This window comes from Haloferax sp. Atlit-48N (assembly GCF_003383015.2).
In the GTDB taxonomy this organism is placed as follows: Archaea; Halobacteriota; Halobacteria; order Halobacteriales; family Haloferacaceae; genus Haloferax; species Haloferax volcanii.
The window spans coordinates 2,332,099-2,355,207 of record NZ_CP137689.1 but is presented as its reverse complement, the minus strand read 5'-3'; the positions used below and the strand labels follow the sequence as shown (position 1 = coordinate 2,355,207).

The window sequence follows — 23,109 nt, the reverse complement described above, 5'->3', positions numbered from 1 at the left end:
GCGCGGGGAGATGTCAACGGGGTTGGAACCCCATCGCCCTGACTGCGCGCGCCAGCGGCGGCTATCGGGGTCTGCGGGCCGTCGAGTCGACTCACCGGCCGGTATCTCGAAGAGGACATCACCGGGCAGGTCATCAGCACCGCGAAATCTATTCAGGTCGACCTGACGCGGTGAGTCGCGACGCTGTCGAGGGCGGTTTCGAGGCATTCGAGTGCGAGGTCGAGTTCGCGGTCGGTCACGTCGAGCGGCGGCAGGAGGCGAAGCGACCGCTTACCGCAGCCGAGCGTGAGAAGCCCCTCGGACAGCGCGGCCTCGAGGACCTCGTCGCGACGGTCCTTGGTATCGAATTCGACGGCAGTCATCAGCCCGAGGCCACGCACGTCAGTGAGACAGGGGGTCCGCTCGGCGAGCCGAGAGAGGTCCGAGCGGAACCGCGTGCCCTTTTCGGTCGCGTTCGCCATGAGGTCCTGTTCCTGAATGACGTCGAGCGTCAGCGTGCCCTGAATCGACGCGAGGATGTCGCCCGCACCCCACGTCGATGACAGTCGCGCTTCGGTGTCGGGGAACAGCGCTTCGTTCGCCACCGTCGCGCCGACCCGAAGCGCCTTCGCGCTGGTGATGACATCCGGTTCGAGGTCGTAGTGGTCCGAGGCCCACAGTTCGCCGGTCCGACCCACGCCGGACTGAATCTCGTCGGCGATGACGGGGATGTCGTGTTCGTCGCAGATGGCCTGTACCTCGCGCATGAACGCCTCGCTCGGGACGTGGTAGCCGCCTTCGCCCTGAACGGGTTCGAGGATGAGGAACGCCACTTGGTCGGCGGGGAGGTGACCGTGGGTATCGTCGAGTTTGTCGCGCAGCGTTTCGAGGCCCGCCATCGAGTACGGCACGTCGTGGATGCCGCTCACTTCGGGGAACTTGCGGCGGTGGACGGACTTCGAGCGGTTGAGCGAGAGCGCGCCGAGAGTGCGGCCGTGGAACGCCCCGTCGAAGGTGATGCCGTACTTCGGGGTCTCGCAGGCGTCGTAACAGATTTTGATGGCGTTTTCGACCGCTTCGGCCCCGGAGTTCGACAGGAACACCGTGTCGAGGCCGTAGTGGTCGGTGAGGTCGGTCAGGCGGTCCATGAGGTGGGCCGGCCCGGGCAGCGACGCCGTCTCGGGCGACCCGCCGGTGCTCACGTAGAAGTCCTGACCCGCGATTTTCATCGGGTCGACGAGGTCGAGGTCGTCGAGGCTGGACCGCACTTCGGGGTTGTTGTAGCCGAGCGGCGCGGCCGCGACGTGGCTCGTGAAGTCCAGCAACACGTTGCCGTCGGGGTCGGTACAGAACGGCCCGACGGCGTCTTTGGTGATATCCCACACGAACTCGTAGACGTACGTGCTCGTCGCGGCGGTCGACTGGTGATACTCGACCCACTCTGAGGCCTTCGGTCCCGGGAGCGACGTGACGGTCGGCTCGACTGAGTCTCGATCCATACGAACACCCTGGTGGACAATGTAACATAAAACTACCTAGAAAAATGAGTAACATCTTCAAATATGGGTCTCGGTAGCCGAACGTCTGATTATCAGGAGAGGTTGTTTGATAATAACGAACTATATCGGAGCGTGCGAACGCGTCGCAGGTCGCGAATCGGCGGCGGTTCGCGCCGAGGGCGCTCCTCGTGAGGTGACTCGCCACGCGCCGGAGTCGCGCGACGTTTGGAATCGTCAAAGTCCGGCTCACCGGGACGGGTCGAACGTGGTCGTTTCGAGGTTCACCTCGATGATGTTCGCCGCCTGCATCACGAGTTCGGGGATTTCCGAGCGAAAGCGGTCCCCGGAGAGTCGGCTCGTCGGCGCGGTGACGCTGACCGCCCCGCAGACGTCGCCGTCGACGCCGCGAATCGGTGCACCGATAGAGCGCATGCCGCGAAGCTCCTCTTCGTCGTTGACCGCGTAGCCCCGCTCGCGAATCTCCTCGAGTTCGTCGAACAGGCGGTCGGCGTCGGAGATGGTGTTGTCGGTCTGCTCGACGAGCCCCTGGTCGTCGACGATGTCGCGGACGCGGTCGTCGTCGAAGTGGCCGAGCATCGCCTTCCCGGTCGCCGTACAATGGAGGTACTGCGGGGCCTCGCGCATCCGCAGGTGGTAGTCGGTCGCGACCGCGTTGTCGCCGCGGCTCTCGTAGATGGTCACCTCCTTGCCGCGGGAGACGACCGTCAGGTGGACGTACTCGCTGGTCGTCTCTGCGAGTTTGTCCACCTCGACTTGCCCCGCGCGGTACAGCGGCGTCTCGTTGCGCACGGTTTCGCCCATCGTGACCAGTCGGAGGCCGAGGCGGTAGCGGCCGTCGTCCTTCGCCACGAGTCCCTCCGCTTCGAGCGTCGCGAGATAGGTGTGGACGGTCCCCTTCGAGGCGTCGAGTTCGTCGCAGACGTCGCTGAACGTCGGGTCGGACCGCCGCTGTATCGCGGCCAGAATCTCGCTCGCCGTCTGTACGGATTTGATTCGACGCGGGCCGTCCGCGGGGCGACTGTCGTCCATACGACCCCGAACTCGGTGGAGTGCTATTAGTTCTGTTATATCAAACTGCGATTCGACTGACAACCCCGTTTGTCCGCTCTAGTCGCCATCTTGTTTGACTTTATCAAACATTCGCTGGTGAAATCTCCAAATAAAAATTTATATGGGACATTCATGATTGTTCGAGTGGTATGGTCTGTCAACCATCTGGCCGCCGCCGGGATGCGCCCGCGGTGGACCGGGTGCGAGCGCGCACGTATCGGCTTCCAACGACGGTCGGTGAACGCGGACCGACGGCACGCGCCGACCGCGCCGGTCCGGTCTCGGGCGGCCTCGGCCGCGGAACCCCGACGGGGCGGGCGGGCGACGGACGGCGACCGGTGGAGGTGTCACGATGGGGTTAGCGTTCGAGCCCCGCCTGTACGAGGAACTCGACGCCGACGACCGACCCTCGCTGCTCGAAGCGTTGGTCCCCGTCTTCGGGATGCTCGTCTTCCTCGGCGTCGGCATCGTCGTCTACGGCCTCGACCCGCAGTTCCCCCTGTTTTGGGGCATCAGCTTCACCGGTTTGTTCAGTCGGTACTGGCTGGGCATCTCCTGGGCGGAGCTCTACGACGGCATCACCGACAGCCTCCACATGGGGATTCAGGTCATCCTCATCATGTTCGTCGTCTACGCGCTCATCGCGACGTGGGTCGCCGCGGGGACGATTCCGAGCCTGATGTACTACGGCCTCGACCTGCTGACGCCGACGATTTTCCTGCCCATCACGGCGGTACTCGCGTCGATCGTCACGTTCGCAATCGGGTCGTCGTGGACGGCCGCCGGCACGCTCGGCGTCTCGTTTATCGGCATCGGCGCCGGGTTGGGGATTCCGGCCCCGATGACCGCGGGGGCCATCCTCTCGGGGGCGTACATGGGCGACAAACAGTCGCCGCTGTCGGACACGACGAACCTCGCGGCCGCCGTCACGAACACCGACCTGTTCGACCACGTCAACGCCATGCGCGACAGCTCGCTCGTCGCGTTCGGCATCGCCGTCGTGTTGTACGCGGTCCTCGGCGTCCAAGCCTCCGGGAACATCCCGGTGGGCCGCATCACCGAGATTCAGGGCGCGCTCACCGGGTCGTACGCGATATCGGCGCTCACTTTCGCCCCGCTCGTCGTCACGTTCGGCCTCGCGCTCTACGGCGTGCCCGCGTTGCCGACGCTCGGCGCGGGCGTGTTCGCGGGCGCACTCACGTCGGTCGTGATGCAGGGAACCGCGTTCGGGGCCGTGTGGTCCATCGCGCAGTCGGGAACCTCGCCGTCGACCGGGATGGAACTCGTCGACGGCCTGCTGGCCAGCGGCGGGATGATCGGCGGCGCGTGGGTGGTCACCATCGCCATCGCGGCGCTGTCGCTCGGCGGGATGCTCGAACGCGCCGGCATCCTCGCCGTGCTCGCACACCACCTCGGCCGGCTGAGCCGCGGTGTCGCGAGTCTCACCGGCGTGACCGCCGTCTCCGCGGTGTCGATGAACGTCCTCGCCGCCGAGCAGTACATCAGCATCGTCGTCCCCGGCATCACGCTCCGGAACCTCTACGAGGAACAGGGACTCCAAAGCGAGAACCTCTCGCGGGCTATCGAGTCCGCGGGGACGACGACGAGCGCGCTCATCCCGTGGAACAGCGGGGCGCTGTTCATGGCCGGCACGCTCGGCGTCGGTACCCTCGAGTACGCGCCGTACTACTTCTTCGGCCTGCTGTCGCCGCTCGTCTTGCTCCTCATGGGCGTGACCGGGTGGCAGATTACCTACCAGCCGGGCGAAGCCCCCGGGGACGCCGGCGACCGTCGCGGCTCGCCCTCGTCGACCGACGACTGACGAGGACCCGCACCTACAAACTCCCTCCCGCGACGAGTTCCTCGACCCGCGCGTGGTCGAACAGCTGTTCGTCGGCCCCGAAGTCGGGGTAGTCGTCGCCGTCCTCGTAGGTCGGCCACGCGCCGAACCGCTCGGGATAGAGCTGTTTGGCCGTCATCTCGGTCTGGAACAGGTTCATCAGCGGCCCCTGCCACCGGGTCCCCTGCGGGTAGACGCGGTCGTTCCGGACGGCCGCCAGTTCGCGGCCGACCGGGTCGTCCCGGAGGTTCTGTTTCAGCCCGTCGAAGTCGAACGTCTCCGTGACCGTCCACAGCGCGAGAATCACGTCGGGGTCGGCTTCGAGAAGTGCCTCCACGTCGACCTCTTGGAACGGCCCCGTGAACTCTTCGTCACCGAAGGCGTCGACCGCGCCGAGCGGCCGGGTGTGGGCGTTCCAGTAGCCGGGCGCGTTCAGGCGGAGCAGGTAGATGCTCGACAGGTCCGTCGAGATGGAGAGGTACGCGGCGGTCGGGCGCTCGGACTCCGGCGGCAGGCCGTCTTCGACGGTAGTGAGCTGGTCGTCGCGGACGGACTGGAGCGCTTCGTAGCGCTCGCGTTCGCCGTACAGCGACGCGACGCGCTCGAACAGCTCCCAGAGGTCGTAATACTCGTAGCCGTCGGCCCACTCTTCGGGCGGCGCGGCGTTGAAGTTACTGTAATAGTTCCCGAACCACGGGCCGATGTTGTCCGCGACTTCGTCGGTGTCAGCTCGGTTCCAGTTGTCCTGCGTGGTCACCCACGCGGGGTCGACGAGGTGGAGGTCGCTGTCGAGTTCGTACAGTCGCTCCTTCGTGAAGCCGTACTCGCCCGCCGCGTCCGCCCACTCGATTTCGAAGCCGTCGAAGCCGGCGGTGAAGTATTCGAGCCCCGCGACGGTGCCGTCCCACCAGAGGTTGTTGACGGTGTCGCCCTGCCCGAGCGCGCTCGCCATGTCCGGGAACCACGGGAAGTGGGTGAACACGTTCGTCGGCGGCTCGTCCAACGTGACCGTCCCGACCGGCGACAACTCGGCCGCGTAGCTCGATTCGGCCGTCTCGGTCGCCGTCTCGGTGGCTTCCGCCTCGGCCTCCGTCGCCGTGGCGGTCTCGGTCGCCGTCGTCGTCGCGCCGTCGCCCGACTGCCCGGCACAGCCAGCGAGCGCTCCGCCACCGAAAAGCGCCCCGCCGTACTTCAGGTAATCTCTCCGCGTCGGTTCCGCGTTCTCGTCAGCGTCGTCCAGCATACGAATTAGGCCAGCCTAAAACAATATAGCTGCTTCGAAATTTAGTCCGGCCTAAAACTGAGTGATACGACGGTCCGCGTCCGGGAGTCGACCGGGACTCCGCCGCCGCCCGCGTCGGCGTCGGGTTAGGGCTCCGATACGCCGACGACCTGCTTGCCGATGTTGTCGCCGGAGAACAGTCCGAGGAATGCGTCGGGCGCGTTCCCCAGCCCGTCGACGACGGTTTCGCGGTGTTCGAGGTCGCCCGACGCGACCCACGACCCGAGCTGTTCGCTGGCCTGTCCGAAGCGGGTGGCGTAGTCACCGACCAGCAGCCCTTGGACTTTCGCGCGCGGCGCGATGAGCTGCGGGAGCTTTCGCGGGCCGGTCGGTACGCCCTCGTCGTTGTAGTGGGCGATTTGCCCGCAGACGGCGACGCGAGCGTCGAGGTTCAGCTTCGTGAACACCGCGTCGGTGATGGGGCCGCCGACGTTGTCGAAGTAGACGTCGACGCCGTCGGGGGCGGCGTCGTCGAGCGCCGCCCGGTAGTCGTCGACCGCCTTGTAGTTGATTGCGGCGTCGAAGCCGAGGTCGTCGGTGAGCCACGACACCTTTTCGTCGGAGCCAGCGAAGCCGACGACGCGACAGCCGTTGAACTTCGCAATCTGGCCGACGACGGAGCCGACCGCGCCGGCGGCCCCGGAGACGACGACCGTCTCGCCGGGCGAGGGGTCGCCCACGTCGAGCAGGCCGAAGTACGCCGTCCGCCCGGGCATCCCGAGCACGCCGAGATAGGCGGGGAGGTCCGCGACCGATGGGTCGACCGGCGCGACGTTGTCGGCGTCGAGGACGGTGTAGTCGGCCCACGTCCCGTTACCGCTCACGAGGTCGCCCGCGTCGTACGCGTCGCTTTCGCTCTCGACGACTTCACCGACGACGGCCCCCTGCATCGGGTCACCGACCGACCACGGCTCGGCGTACGACTCCGCGTCCCGCATCCGGCCGCGCATGTACGGGTCGACAGAGAGGTACCGCACGCGAACGAGGAGCTCCCCGTGTCGCGGCTCCGGCAGGTCGCCCTCGCGGAGTTCGAAACTGTCCATGTCCGGTTCTTCCTCGGGCCGTTCGGCGAATATCCACTGGCGGTTCGAATCGCGCATACGTGAACACCGACCTGCGGACCAACGACGGTGTTGCTTCCAGCAGCACCCGCCGGTTCGACGAGGGATATCGGGTGTCGGGGTCGGTGCTCCACCGCGACGAGTCGCGCACGTCACCTTCGCTGAACCCAGCCCCTATCTGGCCGGGGCGACTACGGGACAGCGAACGATGCAGGTCGCAGTCATCGGCGCGAACGGCGGTATCGGCCGAGAGCTACTCCCCCGACTCGCGGACGCCGGGCACGACCCCGTCGGCGTCGTCCGCGACGAATCGCAGTTCGAGGCGGTTCGCGACCGCGGCGGTGAGCCGCGACTGGGCGACCTCGAAGGCGACTTCGACGCGGCGCTCGACGGAGCCGACGCGGTCGTGTTCACCGCCGGCTCCGGCGGGTCGACCGGCGCGGACAAGACGCTCATGGTCGACCTCTGGGGCGCTCGGCGGGTGGTTGACGCCTGCGTCGAGGCGGGTATCGACCGCTTCGTGATGATTAGCTCCATCGGCGCGGGCGACCCACTTTCGGGCCCGGAGGCGCTGCGCCCGTATCTGGTCGCCAAGCGCTGCGCGGACGACTACCTCGAACAGTCGTCGCTCGACGCGACGATTCTCCGCCCCACGAGGCTCACCGACGCAGAGGGAACCGGCTCCGTCTCGCTGACCGTCGAGAGTCTCGACGGCGACACGCCCGAGATTCCGCGGGCCGACGTCGCACAGGCGGTCGTCGCCAGTCTCGATATCGACCGGACGGTCGGCGAGACGCTGACGCTCACGGGCGGCGACACGACCATCGAGCGGGCGCTCCGCGGGGACGACTGAGTCGGTGAGGCACCCGCGGCCGCGGCGCAATCGGACCGCAATCACGCGGTTTCATATCCTTCCGCCGAGCAGGTAGCGAAACCGTGAGTACGACTGACGACACGACGGGCACGCGACGCGAGACACTGGGCATCGTCGTCGGCTTCTTCCTGCTTTCGACGGCGGCCGCGGCCTACGAAATCGCCCCGGCGAGCGTCTTTCCGGCCATTCAGGACTCCCTCGGACTGAGTTCGAGCGCGGCGGGCTGGCTCGTCAGCATCATGTACGCGACGGCGGTCGTCACGAGCGTCCCCGTCGGCGTCGTCCTCGACCGCTTTTCCGTGCGCCGCGTGGTCGGACTGGCGACCGTCGCGCTCGTCGTCGCCGGCGGCTGGGGCTGGTACGCGGCCACCGCCGGCGCGTTCGGCTGGCTCCTCGCCTCGCGGGTGCTCGGCGGACTCGCCTACGTCACGTTCTGGAACGCGGGCGCGAACGTCGTCGGCAACGCGGTCCCGCCGGCACGGCGCGCGACCGCGGTCGGCGTGTTCACCGCGAGTGCGCCCGTCGGGTTCGCCCTCGGGCAGTTCGGGAGCCCGCTCATCGCAAACGCGGCGGGCTGGCCCGCGATTCTCCCGCTGTACGCCGGGGTCGCCGTCGTCGGCGTCGTGTTCTTCGCGGCCGCGACTCGCCGCCGCGTCCCCGGTGTCGACGCGCCGTCCCCCGACGGGGCGGCACTCCGCGAACTGTTCGGCAGCCGGGCGGTCTGGACCGTCTGCGGGCTCTGTTTTCTCGCCTACTCGCTGTACCTGTTCGTCAACACCTGGCTGCCGAGCTTCCTCGCCAGCGAGTTCGAAATCTCGTTGGCGGCGAGCGGTCTCCTGACCGCGCTGTTCCCCGCCATCGGCGCGGTCGCGCGGTCGACGAGCGGTGTGGTGACCGACCGCGTGTTCGGCGGCCGTCGCCGCCGCGTCATCGTCTCGTCGTTCGCCGTCGCCACGCCCGCGGTCGTCGCCTTCGCGTTCGTCTCGGGACTCGGCCCCGTCGTCGGCGCGGTCGTCGTCGTCGGCTTCGCCATCCAACTCGTGACGGGGCTCATCTTCTCGTACATCGCCGAACTCGTCGCCCCGTCGGTGCGAACCACGGCCGTCTCGCTCCTGACGAGCGTCGGCCTCCTCGGCGCGTTCGCCGCGCCCATCGCTGCCGGCGCAATCATCGACTACGCGGGCTACGCGCCCGCGTTCTTCGCCGCGGGCGGCGTCGCCGTCGTCGGCGTGCTTCTGGCGCTCCGCGCGCCGGAACCGTCGCGGGCGTAACCCCGCGCGCCGCTCCGCCGTCTCCCCGCCCGTAACCGCCGCCCTCGTCCGCCGATATTTATATATTAACTATTCAGTCAGCTTATGTATGATGGGAACGGACGACTACGTATGGCCCGCGCAGTCAACCCCGTTCGAACCGACTACTCGAACACCCAGATGGGTCTCATGGGGACGCTCATCGTCGCTGGGATCGCAGTGCTCATGATTCCGTTCGCGCCGTTCATCCTCCTCGGACTGGTGTGGCGGCTGTTCCACTAGGCGCGCCAACCTCCCGACAGGCCGCACTTCGGCACGTGTTTTTTGACCGCCTGACCGTCGGGTGCGCCGCGACGTCCCCGACGGCGAACAGACGACTATGGACACCGACGACGAACCGGTCGGTCGGTTGCTGACGCGGCGGCAGGCGCTCGCGGTCGGCGGAACGGCCGCGGACGACTCGTTTTCGGCCGGTGGCGGCGGCCCGGGCGAGCCACCGAACGAGTCCGAGCCACCGAACGGGTCCGAACCGCCGAGCGACTTCAGCCCGCCGGCCGCGACGAACGACACGACGACCGAGTAGTCGTCGCTCCGACCTTGGCGAGTCCGTCGTGACGCGGCCACCACAGCGTGACGGCGCTCGTTCCTCGGTAGCGACACATACGCATCCCGCGACCCAAGTTCGTCACCAGACCTACTCATTTGTAATACATATCAGAAATTATGCCATTCGATATCGTCGGAGTAGAGAGATATATCTGAAAACCCCGATAAACGCGTTTGAGAGCGACGAGAAACTCAGATAGCTTCGTCGGACTACGACTGCGATTCCTGACTGTCTGAAATCTCAATCTGCGGTTAAATCCACTCTCAGTTTCTCTATGCGAGATATATCGCTTGCTCTCGGACTGTCGGATGAAATCATAAAGTATCTGGATAGTATTGGAAAATATCAAGTATCTATCTAAGACTCGGCTGGGGGAATCGCGACCGATTCCGCGAGGCCGCTCCCCTCCACGGTCGAAGCACCGACGCGGTTGCAGGCGGCTTTGTAGTCACTCGTCGCGCCCATTCCGTCGTCGGGCGTCGGCTCGGCCACGAGTCCGAGCGGTCGTCTACGGATACGCGAGGCGAGTGCCTCGGGGCCTGACTCCGAGGCGGTTCACGTATCGAGGTCGAAGTCGTTCCGGACGAGTTCGACCAGTCGCTCGACGGCCTGTTCGCCGTCGTTACCGTCGGCGGTGATGACGATTTCCTCGTCCGGGCCGACGCCGAGCGAGAGAACGGCGATACTGCTTTTGGCGTCTACTTCCGTCTCCCCGCCGGCTTTCCGCACGGAGATATCCGTCTCGAACTTCGACGCCGTCTGGACGAACATCGACGCGGGGCGTGCGTGGAGACCGGTCTCGTGCTCTACGACTACTGTCGCTGATTTCGCTGCCATCCGTGCGGGCATTTCCCACGCCGGTACTAAGGCTTTTCCGCTAGGCGAGCGCCTTTGCCGGCGGACGCGGACTCGACGCCGGCGCTCGCCGAGGCGACTCTCAGCGACGAGACCCGCGAGGACGTGCGAGCGCTCGTCGACTGAGAACTGGAGGAGAGTGGAATGGAGTGAAGTGGAGTACTGGTCGCTCGCTCGTCGTGAAGCACCACTCCGCGGCGTCGTCTTCTCCCTTTCAACCGTCGAAATCGACGCAGCGCTCGACGACGAGGTCGAGCAGGCCGTCGGCGTCGCGGCGCTTCGTCAGTTCGGCGAACTCCTCGGCCTGGAAGAGTTTCGCGAGGTTCGAGAGGAACGACGAGTACCCGTCGGTGTCTGTCACGAGGAGTAACACGACGACTTCGGCGTCGACGCGCTCGTCGGGGTTGTCCATGCTCCGGAACGCTATCGACTCGCCCGCGGGCGGCAGTCCGAGGAGCACGGCCTGTTCTGTGACGTGGTCGGGGTCGGCGTGGGGGATGGCGATACCGAACCCCATCGTCGGGATGTCGAGTCCCGTCGGGTAATCGGCTTCGCGTGCCAGAAGGGCGTCCGCGTAGCTCTTGTCGGCCCAGCCTTGGTCGTAGGCGTACGCGCCGAGTTCCGTGAGGACCGCTTCGTCCGTCTCGCCAGTCAGTTCGAGGCTTTCGGTTCGCATCGATGAGTCGTACGCGGGTCTCCGAGAAAAGTGTTGGTACCGGTTCGCCGGCGATGCCGCAAAACGCGGCGACTCGTCGCGGTCGAGTCGCGGACACCGACGGGTAACTGCGCGGTCAGTCGTCGGAGCGACCCTCTGCGCCCGAGGCGTCGACGGTCGAGCCGAGTTTGTTGGGCAGGAGGCCGCCGCCTTTGCCGGTGTGACGACGTTCGACGGTCTCCCGCGCTTTCTCTTCGGACGCGCCGGCGACCATGTACATCCGCTGGGGCCACATCCGAAGCGCGACCCAGATGCCGAGGACGACGACGAGTCCGACCGCGAGGGCGACCGGTGCCGGGATGAGGGCCAGAATGCCCGTCGCGGGCGACCCCGCGTCAGCGACGGGCGACGTGATGAGCCCGCGACCACCGAGGTCGAAGCCCGCGCTCCCAGCCGCCTGCGTCAGGAGCGGAGCCACCGCGGAGGAGATGTAGTGCAGCGGAACCAGCAGGATGGTGCCCGTGACGACCATCTTCACGATGTTGCCGTTCATGATAGGGACCATCAGCGCGAAGAAGAACGGGAACGTCGCCAGGTCGATTCCCCACAGCACGTCGTTGCCGGGGAGGATAATCGACATCACGATGGCGATGGGGACGATGAGCAGGCTGGACGCGATGACCGACTCGTGGCCGATGAGGATAGCCGAGTCGAGGCCAATCGCCATGTCGCGGTCTTCGAACCGCGAGGTCATGTAGTTCCGAATCGACTCCGAAAGCGGCGTCAGCCCCTCCATGAGGATGCCGACCATCATCGGGAGGATGTGCATCACCGCGGCGAACGAGATGCCGGCGGTGAGGATGGCGTACCAGCTCTCGGCGACGAAGAGCGCGTTACTGTAGGCGGCGATACCGATGACGAGTCCGATGGCGAGGCCGACGAAGATTGGTTCGCCGAGGATGCCGAACCGGTCTTGAATCGCGTCGGGGTCGGCTTCGATGTTCCCGAGCGGCGTCTTATCCACCGCCCAGTGAATCGGAATCGCGGTGACGGCGTAGGGTGCCGAGGTCCCGTGCGGAATGGAGATTCCGGGCGTGTCGAACGTCTCCTCGACGGCCGGTTGCGTCCAGTCCGCGGCCACGAGGACGAACAGCCCCAGCGTCAGCCCGACCGCCACCGAGTACAGCCAGTTGTTCGTGCTCATGTAGACCAGTCCGCCGATGAAGGCGAAGTGCCAGTAGTTCCAGATGTCCACGTTGAGCGTGTACGTGAAGCCGATAGCGAAGAGGACGAGGTTCATCACCACGAACAGCGGAATCATCCAGACGCCGAGTTCCGCGATACCGAAGGCGATGGCGGCGGCGGCGGGCCAGCCGACGTCGACCGCCGGAAGCGTGATGCCGGTCACCTCGACCATCTGTTGGGCCAGCGGACTGATGTTCTCGCTGAACAGCCCGATGACGAGATTGATGCCGATGAAGCCGATGCCGATGAGGATGGACGAGCGCGCCGCCTTCAACACGTCCACCCGGAACGCGAGCGCGATGAGGAAGATGATTATCGGCAGGAGGACGCTCACGCCCAACGATTGGATTACGCTGTTGATAGAATTCAACAGGGAACTCACACCACTCTGTAAGAATACGTCTGGTACTGCCATGTTATTAACTCACAACCCTGTCTCAGAATGAGAGTGTCTCTACATAAATGTTGCTGTCATTCGTGAAAGATTCGTGTCGGCGACGTATCGGTCAGCCTTCGAGCGCCGCGGCGATGTCGTCGAGGACCTCGTCTTGGCCGATACCGGTCATGAACGCCGTCGTGTGGATGACCGGGATGTCGAACTTGTCTTCGTTGAGTTGCGTCGTGGTGACGATGAGGTCGAAGTTCCCCGACGAGACCTTGCCGGGGGCTTCCGTCGCCTTCGCCTTGGCGATGGTCCCGATGTCGAGGCCGCGCTCCGGGAGCTTCTCTTTCAGCGCTTCCTTGACGACCGTCGACGTCGCAACCGATGTGCCACACACTACGAGGATGTTTTTCGCTGTCATTGTCGTGTATTGCACATCATCGATGACCACTAAAAAGATTGCGCCGGTCCGACGCGCCGCAGTCCCGAGCGGAGCGAGACGGGACTGTCTGCCGTCGGCGGCCGTCTCAGGGGAAACTCGCGGCGATGTCGCGGAGGAGCGGCTCCGGCTCCGACGCGAGCGACACGGCCGACGCGGCACCGGTCGCGTGACCTCCCTGTTCGAAGGCGAGGCGGACATCTTCGGCGGTCGAGATGCCGCCGCCGACGAGGACGCGAGTGCGCGGATTCTCCGTCTCGACCATCGACATGAAGTCGCGAACGCGGTCGGGGTGCGTCTGCGTAATCGCGCGGTCCGACGAGATGTCCTCGGGCATCTCGTATATCATCGAGTCGGGGTCGAACTCCGCGACCGCGCGACCCATCTCGATGCTGTCGACGCAGACGACCGAGTCGAGGTCCAGGTCGCGACAGCGCTCGATTTTCCACACGAGGTCGGACAGCGTGTCGCGGTTCTCCGCGTGGTTGATGACGACGCCGTCGGCCCCCGCGTCTGCGACGGTCTCCGGGAGGATTTTCCCCATCCCGCGACCGGGCTCGACGGCGTCCATCGCGGGCGCGGTGACGGCGAGGTCGGTGTGTTCGGTTATCAGCCGGATGTCCGGCAGTTGCGGCGTCAACACGAAGCGCGCGTCGGTCTCCGCCTCTATCGTTTCGAGCAGCCGCGCGAACGCGAGCGCGTCCTCGCCGCTCGTGTCCGGATACACCTTGAAGTTGACCTGAAAGTGGGGGTACGGAAGGTTCATGAGCGGGTCCGGGAACTACCTCGGGGAGTCATAACAGCGTCGCCGCCTCCTCGATAGTCGCGCCCTCGTGGACGATGGCCGAGAGCGCGTCGATGATGGCCGCGGGGTCGTCCCGCTGCCAGACGTTCCGGCCGAACATCACGCCCTGCGAACCGGCCTCGACGGCACCGTGGACCATCTCCAGTACCTCTCGGTCCGTCTCGACGGTGGGGCCGCCGGCGATGTACGTCGGCACCGGCGCGTTGTGCACGATGCGCTCGAAGCCCGTGGGCGGGTACGGGGTCTTCAGGATGTCCGCGCCGAGTTCGAAGCCGAGGCGGTTGGCGTTGACGAGGTAGTCGGTGTCGAACTCGTCGTCAGCGCGCTGGCCCCAGAGTGTGGGCTCGACGATGAGCGGAATCCCCGCGTCGTCGCAGTCTTCGGCCGCGGCCGCGACGAACTCGGCGTTCTCCTTCAGCACGTCGGGACTCTCCCGCCCGAAGACGAGCGCGACTTTCGCGGCGTCGGCCACCTCGGCGCAGTCCTCGACGCTGAACACCTGGGAGTGGATTTCGGCGTTCTCGACGTCGCCCGGCATCGTCGAGTCGTACAGGAGGTCGAGCGTGCCGATGGTGTGGACGTCGGCGGCGTCGATTCGGTCCTCGAAGCGCTTCAGAAACGGCACGCTCGCCAGGATACCGTCGGGGCCGGCGTCCAACACCGTGTCGAGGAGCGCCGCGGGGTCCTCGAACCCCTCAAGCGAACCCCAATGGAGGCCGTGGTCGATGGCGACAGTCACCGATTGTCCGAGTCGTTGGTCCGTCATGGTTATCGTAGAATCGTCGTGGTAATCGTTCGCTCGCGCGGGCCGCACAGTTCGAAGAACATGACCTCTTCCCAGGTCCCGAGGTCGAGCTCCCCGTCGCGGAGGACGAGAAGGACCGGTCGCTTGATCATCGCGGAGATGAGGTGCGCGTGGGCGTTCGGCTGCTCGCCCGCGGTGATGTGGTCGAGGTCGTGGTAGTAGCCGTCGTCCGGGGGGGCTATCTCCTTGAACTTGTCAATCATGTCGTCGAGGAGCTTCTCTTCGTACTCGTTGGTCGAGAGCGCCGCAGACGTGTGGGGCGTCGACACGTACACGAGTCCATTGGTCACGCCGAGGTCCTCGATGGTCGCTTCCACCTCGGGAGTGACGCTCAGAATCTCGAACCTGCTGTGGCTCTCGATGGAGAAGCTCTCTGTCTGTATCTCCATACACCGTAGCTCAGGGAGTGAGCGTAAATAGTTTTTGCCGACAATCTCCCGAACGCCGCACAGCGACCGTTAGGCGGCAGATATCTTGGGCTCTCCCTTCTACAACCACCGTTCGGACGGTGTCGGTGGTTCGCTCCATTGTCTCACCGAGTCGAACAGTTGTTCTGCTCGGTGGAACAAACTATTTAGGGTTGCCTCGACGACACGCAGTTATGACAGAAAACGCGCCCAACCGGATCGAAACGAGTCGGAAGACGATTCGGGTGCTCGACGCGCTTCGAGAACACGGGTCGAGCAGTGTGACGTTCCTCGCGCGGGAACTCGGGATGAACAAGAGCACGGTTCACAACCACCTCAGCACGCTCGAAGCCGAGAAGTTCGTCGTCCGCGACGGGACCGATTACGAACTGAGTCTCCGCCTGCTCGGGTTCGGGGGATACGTACAGCACCGCCACCCGCTGTATCAGGTGGCGAAGCGGGAGGTCCACCGGTTGGCGTCCCAGACCGGTGAGCTCGCGAACCTGATGGTCGAGGAGTACGGACAGGGCGTCTATCTCGCCTCCGAACAGGGTGAGCGGGCGGTCGATTTAGACATCTACCCCGGCCTCAGACGGCCGCTCCACGCCATCGGTCTCGGAAAGGCGATACTGGCGCACCTCCCGTCCGAGCGCGTCGACGAAATCATCGAGGAACACGGCCTTCCCGCGGAGACCGACCAGACGATTACCGACAGAGCGGAACTCGACGCACAGTTGGCGACGGTCCGCGACCGGGGCTATGCCGTGGACAACGAGGAACTCATCAGAGGGCTCCGATGCGTTGGCGCCCCCATCATCGCGAAAGACGGGACCGTCCTGGGTGCAATCAGCGTCTCGCAACCCGTCAGCCGCATGAATAACGAGCGGTTCACCGACGAGGTTCCCGACATCGTCCAGAGCGCCGCCAACGTCATCGAACTCCACACGAACCACTAAAGATTACAAGAATACAGTTGTAATGAATATCTCGACGGCTCTTGCAAGTCGCCGCCGGCTCTGACGGTGTTGTTCAGTCTGAGTGTACATTCGTTCTTAAATACAGAATGCATGCTACTCCAACAATAATTACGGTCTATCAGATTATGTCTCTTCTCTCTGCGGTTATCTAATTGTATTCTCCCGAACCGGAGCCATTTGTCACCCAGATATGCTCTCCGCTAGAGCGTATGCTAACTATTGCCAACTGAACCCCGCTGTTGCCAGTCGGCCGAACTGCGCCCTCGCGCCCTCGTCGAGGTACCATCCTCGGAAGGATTTAATGGCGTCCTGCGTGACAGCGTGGTATGGAGAGCCCGCAACTGGTCGGCGTTCATCTCGGTACCGCGAGCGTGCATGTCGATGTGTACAGCACCGACGGCGAACGACTCGCCGGCGGTGAGGCACCCGTCGCCGAGCAGACGACGCTCGCATGGGAGCGAGCGCTCCACGAGGCGGCGCCGGCGCTCCCGCAGACCGGCATCGGCTCGGTCGCGAGTACGTCGGGGACCGCCGTGCTCGTCGACAAGTACGGCGAGCCGGTGTTCCCCCCGCAGATGTACTTCGATTCCGCGCCCGAACAGGCGTCGAAGCTCCGCGACCTCGACCTGTCTGACCTCTCGATTAACCAGAATATCGCGTTTTCTCCGACCAGCCCTCTTCCGAAGATTCTGAAGCTTCGCGAGGAGCACCCCGAAAAGTTCCAGCGGGTGGAGTGGATTCTCAGCCCGACGACGTGGCTGTTGTACCGGCTCCGATTCGACGCGTCGACGCCGTGGCGCGATATCGAGACCGACTGGACGAACGCGTTGAAGTTCGGCGCCGACGTGACGACGCCACTCCCCACGTGGTTCGAGTCGCTGTTCGAGACGCTCGACCTGCCTCGGTCGCTCTTTCCGGCGATTCGCCCCCCCGGCTCGTTCATCGGGGTCGCCGACGGTCAGTTGGCCGAGCGGACCGACTTCGACGGTATCAAACTCTTTCAGGGGCTCACTGACGGCAACGCCTCGGTGCTGGCGAACGGCGGCGTCAAACCCGGGGACTTCAGCATCACCTTCGGCGCGTCGAGCGTCGTCAAGTACGTCTCGGAGTCCGTCTCGCCCCACCCGGCGCTGTACTACCACCGCCACCCTATCGACGGCTATCTGCCAGGTGCGTCGTTCGACACCGGCAACCTCCTCCGATGGTTCTTCGACCGCGTCCTCAACTGCACGCCGGAGCGCGGGCTCGAACTCGCCCGACAAGTCCCGAGTGGCCACGGCTACGAGGTGTTCCTCAAGGGCAACCGAAGCCCGTTTTTCGACGCCGACGTCGCGGGGTCGCTCCTCGGCCTCAACTACGACAACTCCCTGTCGACCGAGGAGGTCCACGGCCGACTGGCGCGCGGGCTCATTACCGGCATCATCCTGACCGAGTGGACGTACATCTCGCTGGTCGAAGAACACTTCGACACGGACATCGACCGCGTGCTCGTCATCAACGACGGGACGCCGACGCTCGACGGCAACTACGACTGGTGGAACACGCTCCGGGCGTCGATATGGGACCGCCCGGTCGTCGAGATGGAACCGCGAACGACTGCCGGCGCGGTCATGGCTCCCGCGCTCATCACGTCGATTTACAGCGACGTCGAGACGGCGGCGGAAAACCTCCTCCGAGAGCGTGACGTTATCGAGCCGGACCCGTCGGTCAGCGCGGACTTCGATACGCAAAAAGAGGCGTACTTCGACCGATGGCGGGACATCGCGGCGTTCTATCAACGGGAGTGACATCGACCGTGACGGCGTGGCCCGCCGACTGGACGACGACCGACCGCGTCGACGGCACGGACGCGGGAACCGTAATCCGTCGATGTATTACAAGCATACACCTGTAATCGATACTGCCTATCTCGTATCCGAGCGAAGCGCGTGACCGCTCGCTCCGAAACGGTTTCCAACTCACGTGGAAAGCGATGCACGGCGGCTCCGACCAGCGGCGACCATTCCAATCGGCGTTACGGTTCCGCGGGTCGCTCGCTCGCCGCCGAACCACTCCAACGACACTCGAAACCGTGCGTTCGCGTGGCTATCACGGAGCAAGTCCCCACGCAGTGCAACTCGTACCGTTTAGTGCTTTCACTCGGAGTGGAAACGAAACTCTCGACCCGAACCGTTCGTAATCGTGGCATTACAACGCAGACGATTCCGGAACCGTCCACTTGTCGCACACGGAGGCGGACGTTCTGAAAGCGCTTCTCTGCATGCAACGGTCCCGTTTCGAGACGGAGACGGAGAGCCCTACGCCGAATGGTGGCCGGTGAGACAGCCGATACCCCGACCTAGGGTCGCTTTCTCGGCTAGTGTTCGATTCAGCGGTGATAACCGTGCTCAACTATGCTTCAAACCCAAATATTTAATCAGGTTGGAAACAGTGTGTTATCGTATGGCAACCAACGAACCACGAACGCTCGAGGCGGTTGAACGGACTCTCGAAATCGTCGAGGCGCTAGTGGAGGAGGACTCACTCGGGGTGACGGAACTGTCGGAGCGAACCGGACTCCCGACGAGCACCGTCTACGTCCACCTACAAACGCTCCGAGAGAACGAGTACGTCGTCAAGGAGGACAGCAAGTACCGACTCTCGCTTCAGTTCCTCCACTACGGGGGCAAGATTCGAGAGCGACTTCCGGTCTACCGACACGGGCGAAAGGTCGTCCACGACTTGGCGAAAGAGACCGGTGAACTTGTCAATCTCGCAATCGAGGAGAGCGGTCGCGGCGTCGTGATTTTCATGGCGCGCGGCGACAACGCCGCCGTCGACCTCGCGCCCGTGGGGAAGCACTCGTACCTCCACCGACCGGCCTTCGGGCGGGCCATCCTCTCGTGTTTCTCCGACGACGAGGTGAACGACATCGTCGACAAGTGGGGGCTTCGAGCGGTCACCGAAAACACCGTCAACACGCGCGAGGCGCTCTTCGAGGAACTCGACGCCACACGAGAACGCGGGTACGCTATCGAGCGAGACGAAGGCGACGTGGGCATCAGCTGTGTCGGCGCGCCGATTCAGGACATCGAAGGCAACCCGGTCGGCGCGATCAGCGTGACCGTCCCGTCGAACAAACTCCGGGACGACCGCGTCGAAGAGGAACTCTCACACAAGATTCTCAACGGGACCAACATCATCGAACTCAAGATAGAACACGCGTAACCGACGATGCGATGTTTCCACGCCAGTTGGAAAGCCGCCGAAACCACCTGACGAGGGCTCCGTGTTCGTCACGCTCGCTCGACGGCGACGCGGGCGGCGGTTCGAATCGCGTCGACCATGCTCGACTCGGATGCGATTCCCTGTCCCGCGATGTCGAACGCCGTGCCGTGGTCGACGCTCGTCCTGATAATCGGTAGTCCGACCGTCATGTTGACGCCGCTGACAGTGTCGGTGCTGTCGAAGCCGAGCATCTTGATGGGGATGTGGCCCTGGTCGTGGTACATCGAGACGACGCAGTCGTAGTCGCCGGCGGCCGCCTTGACGTAGACGGTGTCCGGCGGAATGGGCCCTTCGGCGTCGATGCCCGCCGCACGGGCCTGTTCGACCGCCGGTTCGATGGCGTCGTCGTCTTCCGCTCCGAGGAGGCCGCCCTCTCCGGCGTGGGGATTCAAGCCGGCGACGGCGATCGTCGGGTCGTCGATTCCCAGGTCGCGCAACCCCTGAGCGGTGACCGTGATGGTGTCGCGGACGTTTTCGGTCGTCACGAGGTCGCAGGCCTCGCGGAGCGGGACGTGCGTGCTCACGTGCGTGACGCGCAGTCCTCCCTCGATGAGCATCATCGAGTAGTTGTCCGTCTCCGTGTACGCCGCGAGCATCCCGGTGTGGCCCGCGAATTCACTTCCGGCCCGTGCCGTCGCCTGCTTGTGAATCGGAGCCGTCGCGATGGCGTCGATGTCGCCTGCGATGGCGAGTTCGATGGCGCGCTCGACGTACTCCAGCGAGGCTCGTCCGTACGCTTCGTCGATTTCGCCGTGAGCGAGCGACGCGACGTTGTCGAGGTCGAGGACGGGCAGCGTCGACGGGGCGGACCGAACGTCAGCGACGGTGTCGACCGCCTCGACGGTCAGGTCGCTCCCGCACTGCGCTACCGCGTTCCGGACCGCGTCTGCGTCACCGATGACGACCACGTCCGCGTCGTCGGTCACCTGCGGTGCTGCCTTGACGATTATCTCGCTTCCGATACCACCGGGGTCTCCCATCGTCACGCCGACGAGGGGTCTCTCTGCTTCCGTCATCACCGCGTACCGATGAAGTCGAGGCAATTAACTATTGTCGTCGGCTCACCGAACGACCCCGCCTTGGTCACGAGCAACGTCTCGTCCGCCGGTCCGCCGCGAATTCTGGTGAGCGGAACCCCCTCCGAAAGTTCGATTCCCGTCAGGTCGAGCGATGTCGCGTCGAGTTCGTCGAGCACCGCGATAGTCGTCGAACCGCCGGTCGTGAACAGGCCGGTCAGTGGCCGCGACTCGTGGACTCGTCGGACGGTCTCGCGCAACGCCGTCGCGATTCGGTCTTTGACGGCGCTTTCGTCGAGTCCGAGCGCGTCCGCGGTCCGATGTACCGCGTCGACGGCCCCGGGAGACGCGGCCGACGTGACGACAGCGAAGCCGTGGACGCGCTGTGCGTCGAGAAGCGGGCCGAGCGCAGAGGCCGCGGCTTCTTCGGGGCGTTCGAGCATCGCCTCGGGGTCCAGTACCACGAGCGCACCGTCGGGGACTGCGGTGAGTTGCTCGAACGAGGTCTCGCTGACGCTCCCGACGACCCCGAGTACCGCCCCTTCGTCCCCGTCAGTGGGTGAGAGCGACAACGCCCCCGCGAGCCCGCCGCTCCCCGCGTAGGCGATATCGGCGGCGAGCCGGTCGGCCGCGTCGGCGAGCGACCGAAGGTGTGTCTGCGACGTTGCGTCGGCGACGACGACGGTCGGTTCGTTGTGGCGTCTGTGTATCTCGGTGAGCCGCGACCGGACGGCCTGCCGTCCCGCGTCTACGATGCCCGTGTGCATCGTTTCGACGGGGTACGGGACCGACGAGAGCAAATCCACGACGGATGACGCCGAAGGGAGGTTCTCCGAGTCGGTGAGCGTCTGAAGGACCGGGTCCCCATCGACCAGTTGGACGCCGTCTTCCGTCGTCCGTCCGTTCGCCGGAAACGCCGGCGCGAGCAACAGCAGGTCCGGCGTCGCGGCGTCGAGGAGCGCCGTCAGTTCGTCAGCGACGTTCCCGCGGAGCGTCGAGTCGAGTTTCTTGTACAGGACGGGCGCGTCGTGTGCTGCCACGACGGTTCGAACCGAGTCGTACGCCTCCGTCGGCGGCGCTTCCCGCGTCTCCGTGTCGACGACGAGAACGTCACAGTCCGTCGGTGCGTTCGGGTCGAACGCGACGTCCGTCCGATACCCTCGACTGGCGAATCGACTGCCGGTGTCGTTCGCTCCGGTGATGTCGTCTGCGATGACGACTGCGTGCAACTCGGTCATACCGACCGGTTCCGCCCCGCCCTCATGAATGTTCGGCCGTTGTGTGACAAATGTCAACAATGATTAGAAATGTATTTACATTACAATCATGAAGCAGGTTTCATGGCATCGAACGAATGCCGAGACAGCGAGAGGAGTGTCACTCGACGCAGAAACGTCCTGAGAGCCGTCGGCGGCTCAGCGGTCGCCGGGCTTGCGGGGTGTATCGGCGGCGGTGGCGGTGGTTCAGGGTCGACGCCCACGGAAGGAAGTACGACCGGTTCGGTCCAGGAAAACGGTTGGCCGGATTACAGCGGGCGCGAGATGCGCGTCGTCACCGACGAGTGTTCGGACGTGTTCAAGCGCGTCTGGGAGGACGCGTTCGCGGAGTTCGAAAACCGGACGGGCGCGTCAGTCACCCTCGAATGCGGTGCGGAGGGCCAGAGCATCCAAGAGCGAATCATTCAGCTCATTCAGTCCGGCAACCCACCGGAGCTGTTCCCCACGTCGGTGACGCAATCGACGCAGCTCCAGAATCAGGGGACGCTCGCGCCGATGACCGACTTGGTCGAGACGGTTACGGACCGACTGGGCATGCCCCACGAGCGGTCGTTTCTCAAACGCGACGGCGAGCATTACACGATTCCCTTCTTCGCGATTCCCTACCTGCAATGGTACCGAGAGGACATCGCCGAGTCGAAGCCGGACTCCTGGGAGAACATGGTCAGTTGGATGGAGGAAGCCAGCAACTCTGACGAGGTGACCGATGCGACGCTGCTCCCGTGGTCGACGCACTATTGTAGCGAACTCGTCGCTCAGTGCTTCCTTCGGAGTAACGGCGCGAACATGGCGACTCGGAACGACGACGGCGAGGTCGTGGTCTCTATCGACCAAGGAGAGAACCGCGAGCGCTGGATCGAGATGCTCGAATTCCGCAAACGGCTCCAGCCCTACACGGGTCCCGGTTCGGACATCGGCTGTGAGGAGCGAATCAACGCGCTTCACACCGAATCGTCGGCGCACACGACGTACGGCGGTGCACGGCCGAAGATTCAGTCGATTGAACGCGACCGCGACTTCCACCAACACATCCGCGCCGAGCCGATTCCGGGACCCGACGGCCCCGGGGAGTTCTTCGGCGTCATCAAGTCGATCTGTTCGTTCGAGGGGTCGAACACGGACATGGCGAAGACGTTCCTCGACCGATTCATCTTCCAACCGGAGTACTACGAGCGCTACATCAACATCCAGAACGCGCCGCTGTACCCGAAACAAAAAGAGGAGATAGACATGCGGGAGAAGCTCCCGGACTCCTACACCGACGAGGATATCGCGGCGTGGAAATCTGTCACCGACGCGATTCCGCCGGCGCACGAGACCAGCCCACCGAACCCCTACGTCGATTCGATCTTCACGACGCGACCGGGTTCGACCGCCATCTCGCTCGTGATCAGCGAGGACATGGCACCCGGCGAGGCGGTCGACCAGGTCGCCGAGAGCGCCCGCGAGTCGCTGAACCAGGCGAAAGGGCCGTAACGATGCGTGACTCACGTCACAGCCACCGACGCCGGAGGCC

Annotated in this window: 22 protein-coding genes and 1 pseudogene; 10 read left to right on the top strand and 13 right to left on the bottom strand. The window is 64.8% G+C overall.

The window, feature by feature from the left end:
• Positions 1-57: 57 nt before the first annotated feature.
• Positions 58-174, top strand: a pseudogene (locus tag DEQ67_RS12625) (IclR family transcriptional regulator); the annotation flags it as partial.
• Here DEQ67_RS12625 and DEQ67_RS12620 read toward each other — a convergent pair.
• Together DEQ67_RS12620 and DEQ67_RS12615 are read right to left on the bottom strand one after the other, a co-directional pair.
• The gene (locus DEQ67_RS12620) at positions 153-1,478 is read right to left on the bottom strand and encodes an aminotransferase class III-fold pyridoxal phosphate-dependent enzyme (RefSeq protein ID WP_115891433.1); all 1,326 of its coding nucleotides are present in this window, start codon (positions 1,476-1,478) and stop codon (positions 153-155) included. The pseudogene DEQ67_RS12625 and the gene DEQ67_RS12620 sit on opposite strands and share 22 nt — an antisense overlap.
• Before the next feature lie 246 nt (positions 1,479-1,724).
• On the bottom strand, positions 1,725-2,528 hold the full coding sequence (locus tag DEQ67_RS12615) for an IclR family transcriptional regulator (RefSeq protein WP_006601234.1): 804 nt from the start codon (positions 2,526-2,528) through the stop codon (positions 1,725-1,727).
• Positions 2,529-2,901: 373 nt separating this feature from the next.
• Here DEQ67_RS12615 and DEQ67_RS12610 point away from each other — a divergent pair, with 373 nt between their 5' ends.
• Positions 2,902-4,371, top strand: a complete 1,470-nt coding sequence (locus tag DEQ67_RS12610) for a Na+/H+ antiporter NhaC family protein (RefSeq protein ID WP_115803092.1) — start codon at positions 2,902-2,904, stop codon at positions 4,369-4,371.
• 13 nt (positions 4,372-4,384) lie between these two features.
• On the opposite strand, the gene DEQ67_RS12605 is transcribed toward DEQ67_RS12610, so the two are convergent.
• Together DEQ67_RS12605 and DEQ67_RS12600 are read right to left on the bottom strand one after the other, a co-directional pair.
• Complete coding sequence (locus DEQ67_RS12605) at positions 4,385-5,632, bottom strand: ABC transporter substrate-binding protein (RefSeq protein ID WP_115861034.1); 1,248 nt, start codon at positions 5,630-5,632, stop codon at positions 4,385-4,387.
• Between the two features lie 125 nt (positions 5,633-5,757).
• Positions 5,758-6,771 carry an NADP-dependent oxidoreductase gene (locus DEQ67_RS12600; RefSeq protein ID WP_115891434.1) on the bottom strand — a complete coding sequence of 338 codons (1,014 nt, stop codon included), beginning with the start codon at positions 6,769-6,771 and terminating at the stop codon, positions 5,758-5,760.
• A gap of 169 nt (positions 6,772-6,940) precedes the next feature.
• Here DEQ67_RS12600 and DEQ67_RS12595 point away from each other — a divergent pair, with 169 nt between their 5' ends.
• From DEQ67_RS12595 to DEQ67_RS12580, 4 genes are all read left to right on the top strand, one after another.
• Positions 6,941-7,585: an SDR family oxidoreductase gene (locus DEQ67_RS12595; RefSeq protein WP_115891435.1), complete on the top strand. Its 645-nt coding sequence runs from the start codon at positions 6,941-6,943 to the stop codon at positions 7,583-7,585.
• 83 nt (positions 7,586-7,668) lie between these two features.
• On the top strand, positions 7,669-8,877 hold the full coding sequence (locus DEQ67_RS12590) for an MFS transporter (RefSeq protein ID WP_115861028.1): 1,209 nt from the start codon (positions 7,669-7,671) through the stop codon (positions 8,875-8,877).
• A 111-nt stretch (positions 8,878-8,988) separates the two neighbouring features.
• The gene (locus DEQ67_RS12585) at positions 8,989-9,138 is read left to right on the top strand and encodes a DUF7535 family protein (RefSeq protein ID WP_004062786.1); all 150 of its coding nucleotides are present in this window, start codon (positions 8,989-8,991) and stop codon (positions 9,136-9,138) included.
• 97 nt (positions 9,139-9,235) lie between these two features.
• Positions 9,236-9,439: a hypothetical protein gene (locus DEQ67_RS12580; protein WP_144858712.1), complete on the top strand. Its 204-nt coding sequence runs from the start codon at positions 9,236-9,238 to the stop codon at positions 9,437-9,439.
• Between the two features lie 579 nt (positions 9,440-10,018).
• On the opposite strand, the gene DEQ67_RS12575 is transcribed toward DEQ67_RS12580, so the two are convergent.
• From DEQ67_RS12575 to DEQ67_RS12545, 7 genes are all read right to left on the bottom strand, one after another.
• Positions 10,019-10,300, bottom strand: coding sequence for an HPr family phosphocarrier protein (locus tag DEQ67_RS12575; RefSeq protein WP_013035533.1), 282 nt, complete (start codon positions 10,298-10,300; stop codon positions 10,019-10,021).
• Between the two features lie 232 nt (positions 10,301-10,532).
• A complete protein-coding gene (locus tag DEQ67_RS12570) occupies positions 10,533-10,994 on the bottom strand; it encodes a PTS sugar transporter subunit IIA (protein WP_004062784.1) in 462 nt (153 codons plus the stop codon).
• A 115-nt stretch (positions 10,995-11,109) separates the two neighbouring features.
• Positions 11,110-12,552 carry a PTS galactitol transporter subunit IIC gene (locus DEQ67_RS12565; protein WP_115803086.1) on the bottom strand — a complete coding sequence of 481 codons (1,443 nt, stop codon included), beginning with the start codon at positions 12,550-12,552 and terminating at the stop codon, positions 11,110-11,112.
• 172 nt (positions 12,553-12,724) lie between these two features.
• Positions 12,725-13,021 carry a PTS sugar transporter subunit IIB gene (locus tag DEQ67_RS12560; protein ID WP_004062782.1) on the bottom strand — a complete coding sequence of 99 codons (297 nt, stop codon included), beginning with the start codon at positions 13,019-13,021 and terminating at the stop codon, positions 12,725-12,727.
• 106 nt (positions 13,022-13,127) lie between these two features.
• Complete coding sequence (locus tag DEQ67_RS12555; protein ID WP_004062781.1) at positions 13,128-13,805, bottom strand: triose-phosphate isomerase; 678 nt, start codon at positions 13,803-13,805, stop codon at positions 13,128-13,130.
• 28 nt (positions 13,806-13,833) lie between these two features.
• Positions 13,834-14,610 carry a class I fructose-bisphosphate aldolase gene (locus DEQ67_RS12550; protein ID WP_115891436.1) on the bottom strand — a complete coding sequence of 259 codons (777 nt, stop codon included), beginning with the start codon at positions 14,608-14,610 and terminating at the stop codon, positions 13,834-13,836.
• Positions 14,611-14,612: 2 nt separating this feature from the next.
• Entirely contained in the window at positions 14,613-15,038 is a 426-nt protein-coding gene (locus tag DEQ67_RS12545) for a secondary thiamine-phosphate synthase enzyme YjbQ (protein WP_115891437.1), read from the bottom strand.
• 212 nt (positions 15,039-15,250) lie between these two features.
• On the opposite strand from DEQ67_RS12545, the gene DEQ67_RS12540 reads away from it, so the two are divergent.
• The 3 genes from DEQ67_RS12540 (at position 15,251) to DEQ67_RS12530 (ending at position 19,240) form a co-directional block, all read left to right on the top strand.
• Positions 15,251-16,012 carry an IclR family transcriptional regulator gene (locus DEQ67_RS12540; RefSeq protein ID WP_004041991.1) on the top strand — a complete coding sequence of 254 codons (762 nt, stop codon included), beginning with the start codon at positions 15,251-15,253 and terminating at the stop codon, positions 16,010-16,012.
• Between the two features lie 347 nt (positions 16,013-16,359).
• The gene (locus tag DEQ67_RS12535; RefSeq protein WP_008605504.1) at positions 16,360-17,820 is read left to right on the top strand and encodes an FGGY family carbohydrate kinase; all 1,461 of its coding nucleotides are present in this window, start codon (positions 16,360-16,362) and stop codon (positions 17,818-17,820) included.
• Positions 17,821-18,475: 655 nt separating this feature from the next.
• Positions 18,476-19,240: an IclR family transcriptional regulator gene (locus DEQ67_RS12530; protein ID WP_004062777.1), complete on the top strand. Its 765-nt coding sequence runs from the start codon at positions 18,476-18,478 to the stop codon at positions 19,238-19,240.
• Positions 19,241-19,308: 68 nt separating this feature from the next.
• Here DEQ67_RS12530 and pdxA read toward each other — a convergent pair whose 3' ends face one another.
• Together pdxA and DEQ67_RS12520 are read right to left on the bottom strand one after the other, a co-directional pair.
• Positions 19,309-20,316: a 4-hydroxythreonine-4-phosphate dehydrogenase PdxA gene (pdxA, locus tag DEQ67_RS12525; protein ID WP_008605501.1), complete on the bottom strand. Its 1,008-nt coding sequence runs from the start codon at positions 20,314-20,316 to the stop codon at positions 19,309-19,311.
• A complete protein-coding gene (locus DEQ67_RS12520) occupies positions 20,316-21,554 on the bottom strand; it encodes a four-carbon acid sugar kinase family protein (RefSeq protein ID WP_115891438.1) in 1,239 nt (412 codons plus the stop codon). Before DEQ67_RS12520 ends, pdxA begins: the two co-directional genes overlap by 1 nt.
• A gap of 303 nt (positions 21,555-21,857) precedes the next feature.
• On the opposite strand from DEQ67_RS12520, the gene DEQ67_RS12515 reads away from it, so the two are divergent.
• Complete coding sequence (locus DEQ67_RS12515) at positions 21,858-23,069, top strand: ABC transporter substrate-binding protein (RefSeq protein ID WP_004062774.1); 1,212 nt, start codon at positions 21,858-21,860, stop codon at positions 23,067-23,069.
• The last annotated feature ends 40 nt before the right edge of the window (positions 23,070-23,109 follow it).

Bases quoted from the DNA above. Each gene is read 5' to 3' on its own strand.
- DEQ67_RS12560 (WP_004062782.1), bottom strand. From the start codon at position 13,021: ATGACAGCGAAAAACATCCTCGTAGTGTGTGGCACATCGGTTGCGACG.
- DEQ67_RS12550 (WP_115891436.1), bottom strand. From the start codon at position 14,610: ATGACGGACCAACGACTCGGACAATCGGTGACTGTCGCCATCGACCAC.
- pdxA (WP_008605501.1), bottom strand. From the start codon at position 20,316: ATGACGGAAGCAGAGAGACCCCTCGTCGGCGTGACGATGGGAGACCCC.
- DEQ67_RS12545 (WP_115891437.1), bottom strand. From the start codon at position 15,038: ATGGAGATACAGACAGAGAGCTTCTCCATCGAGAGCCACAGCAGGTTC.
- DEQ67_RS12585 (WP_004062786.1), top strand. From the start codon at position 8,989: ATGGCCCGCGCAGTCAACCCCGTTCGAACCGACTACTCGAACACCCAG.
- DEQ67_RS12595 (WP_115891435.1), top strand. From the start codon at position 6,941: ATGCAGGTCGCAGTCATCGGCGCGAACGGCGGTATCGGCCGAGAGCTA.
- DEQ67_RS12580 (WP_144858712.1), top strand. From the start codon at position 9,236: ATGGACACCGACGACGAACCGGTCGGTCGGTTGCTGACGCGGCGGCAG.
- DEQ67_RS12600 (WP_115891434.1), bottom strand. From the start codon at position 6,771: ATGCGCGATTCGAACCGCCAGTGGATATTCGCCGAACGGCCCGAGGAA.
- DEQ67_RS12615 (WP_006601234.1), bottom strand. From the start codon at position 2,528: ATGGACGACAGTCGCCCCGCGGACGGCCCGCGTCGAATCAAATCCGTA.
- DEQ67_RS12520 (WP_115891438.1), bottom strand. From the start codon at position 21,554: ATGACCGAGTTGCACGCAGTCGTCATCGCAGACGACATCACCGGAGCG.
- DEQ67_RS12530 (WP_004062777.1), top strand. From the start codon at position 18,476: ATGGCAACCAACGAACCACGAACGCTCGAGGCGGTTGAACGGACTCTC.
- DEQ67_RS12575 (WP_013035533.1), bottom strand. From the start codon at position 10,300: ATGGCAGCGAAATCAGCGACAGTAGTCGTAGAGCACGAGACCGGTCTC.
- DEQ67_RS12515 (WP_004062774.1), top strand. From the start codon at position 21,858: ATGCGCGTCGTCACCGACGAGTGTTCGGACGTGTTCAAGCGCGTCTGG.
- DEQ67_RS12535 (WP_008605504.1), top strand. From the start codon at position 16,360: ATGGAGAGCCCGCAACTGGTCGGCGTTCATCTCGGTACCGCGAGCGTG.
- DEQ67_RS12540 (WP_004041991.1), top strand. From the start codon at position 15,251: ATGACAGAAAACGCGCCCAACCGGATCGAAACGAGTCGGAAGACGATT.
- DEQ67_RS12620 (WP_115891433.1), bottom strand. From the start codon at position 1,478: ATGGATCGAGACTCAGTCGAGCCGACCGTCACGTCGCTCCCGGGACCG.
- DEQ67_RS12605 (WP_115861034.1), bottom strand. From the start codon at position 5,632: ATGCTGGACGACGCTGACGAGAACGCGGAACCGACGCGGAGAGATTAC.
- DEQ67_RS12555 (WP_004062781.1), bottom strand. From the start codon at position 13,805: ATGAACCTTCCGTACCCCCACTTTCAGGTCAACTTCAAGGTGTATCCG.
- DEQ67_RS12570 (WP_004062784.1), bottom strand. From the start codon at position 10,994: ATGCGAACCGAAAGCCTCGAACTGACTGGCGAGACGGACGAAGCGGTC.
- DEQ67_RS12610 (WP_115803092.1), top strand. From the start codon at position 2,902: ATGGGGTTAGCGTTCGAGCCCCGCCTGTACGAGGAACTCGACGCCGAC.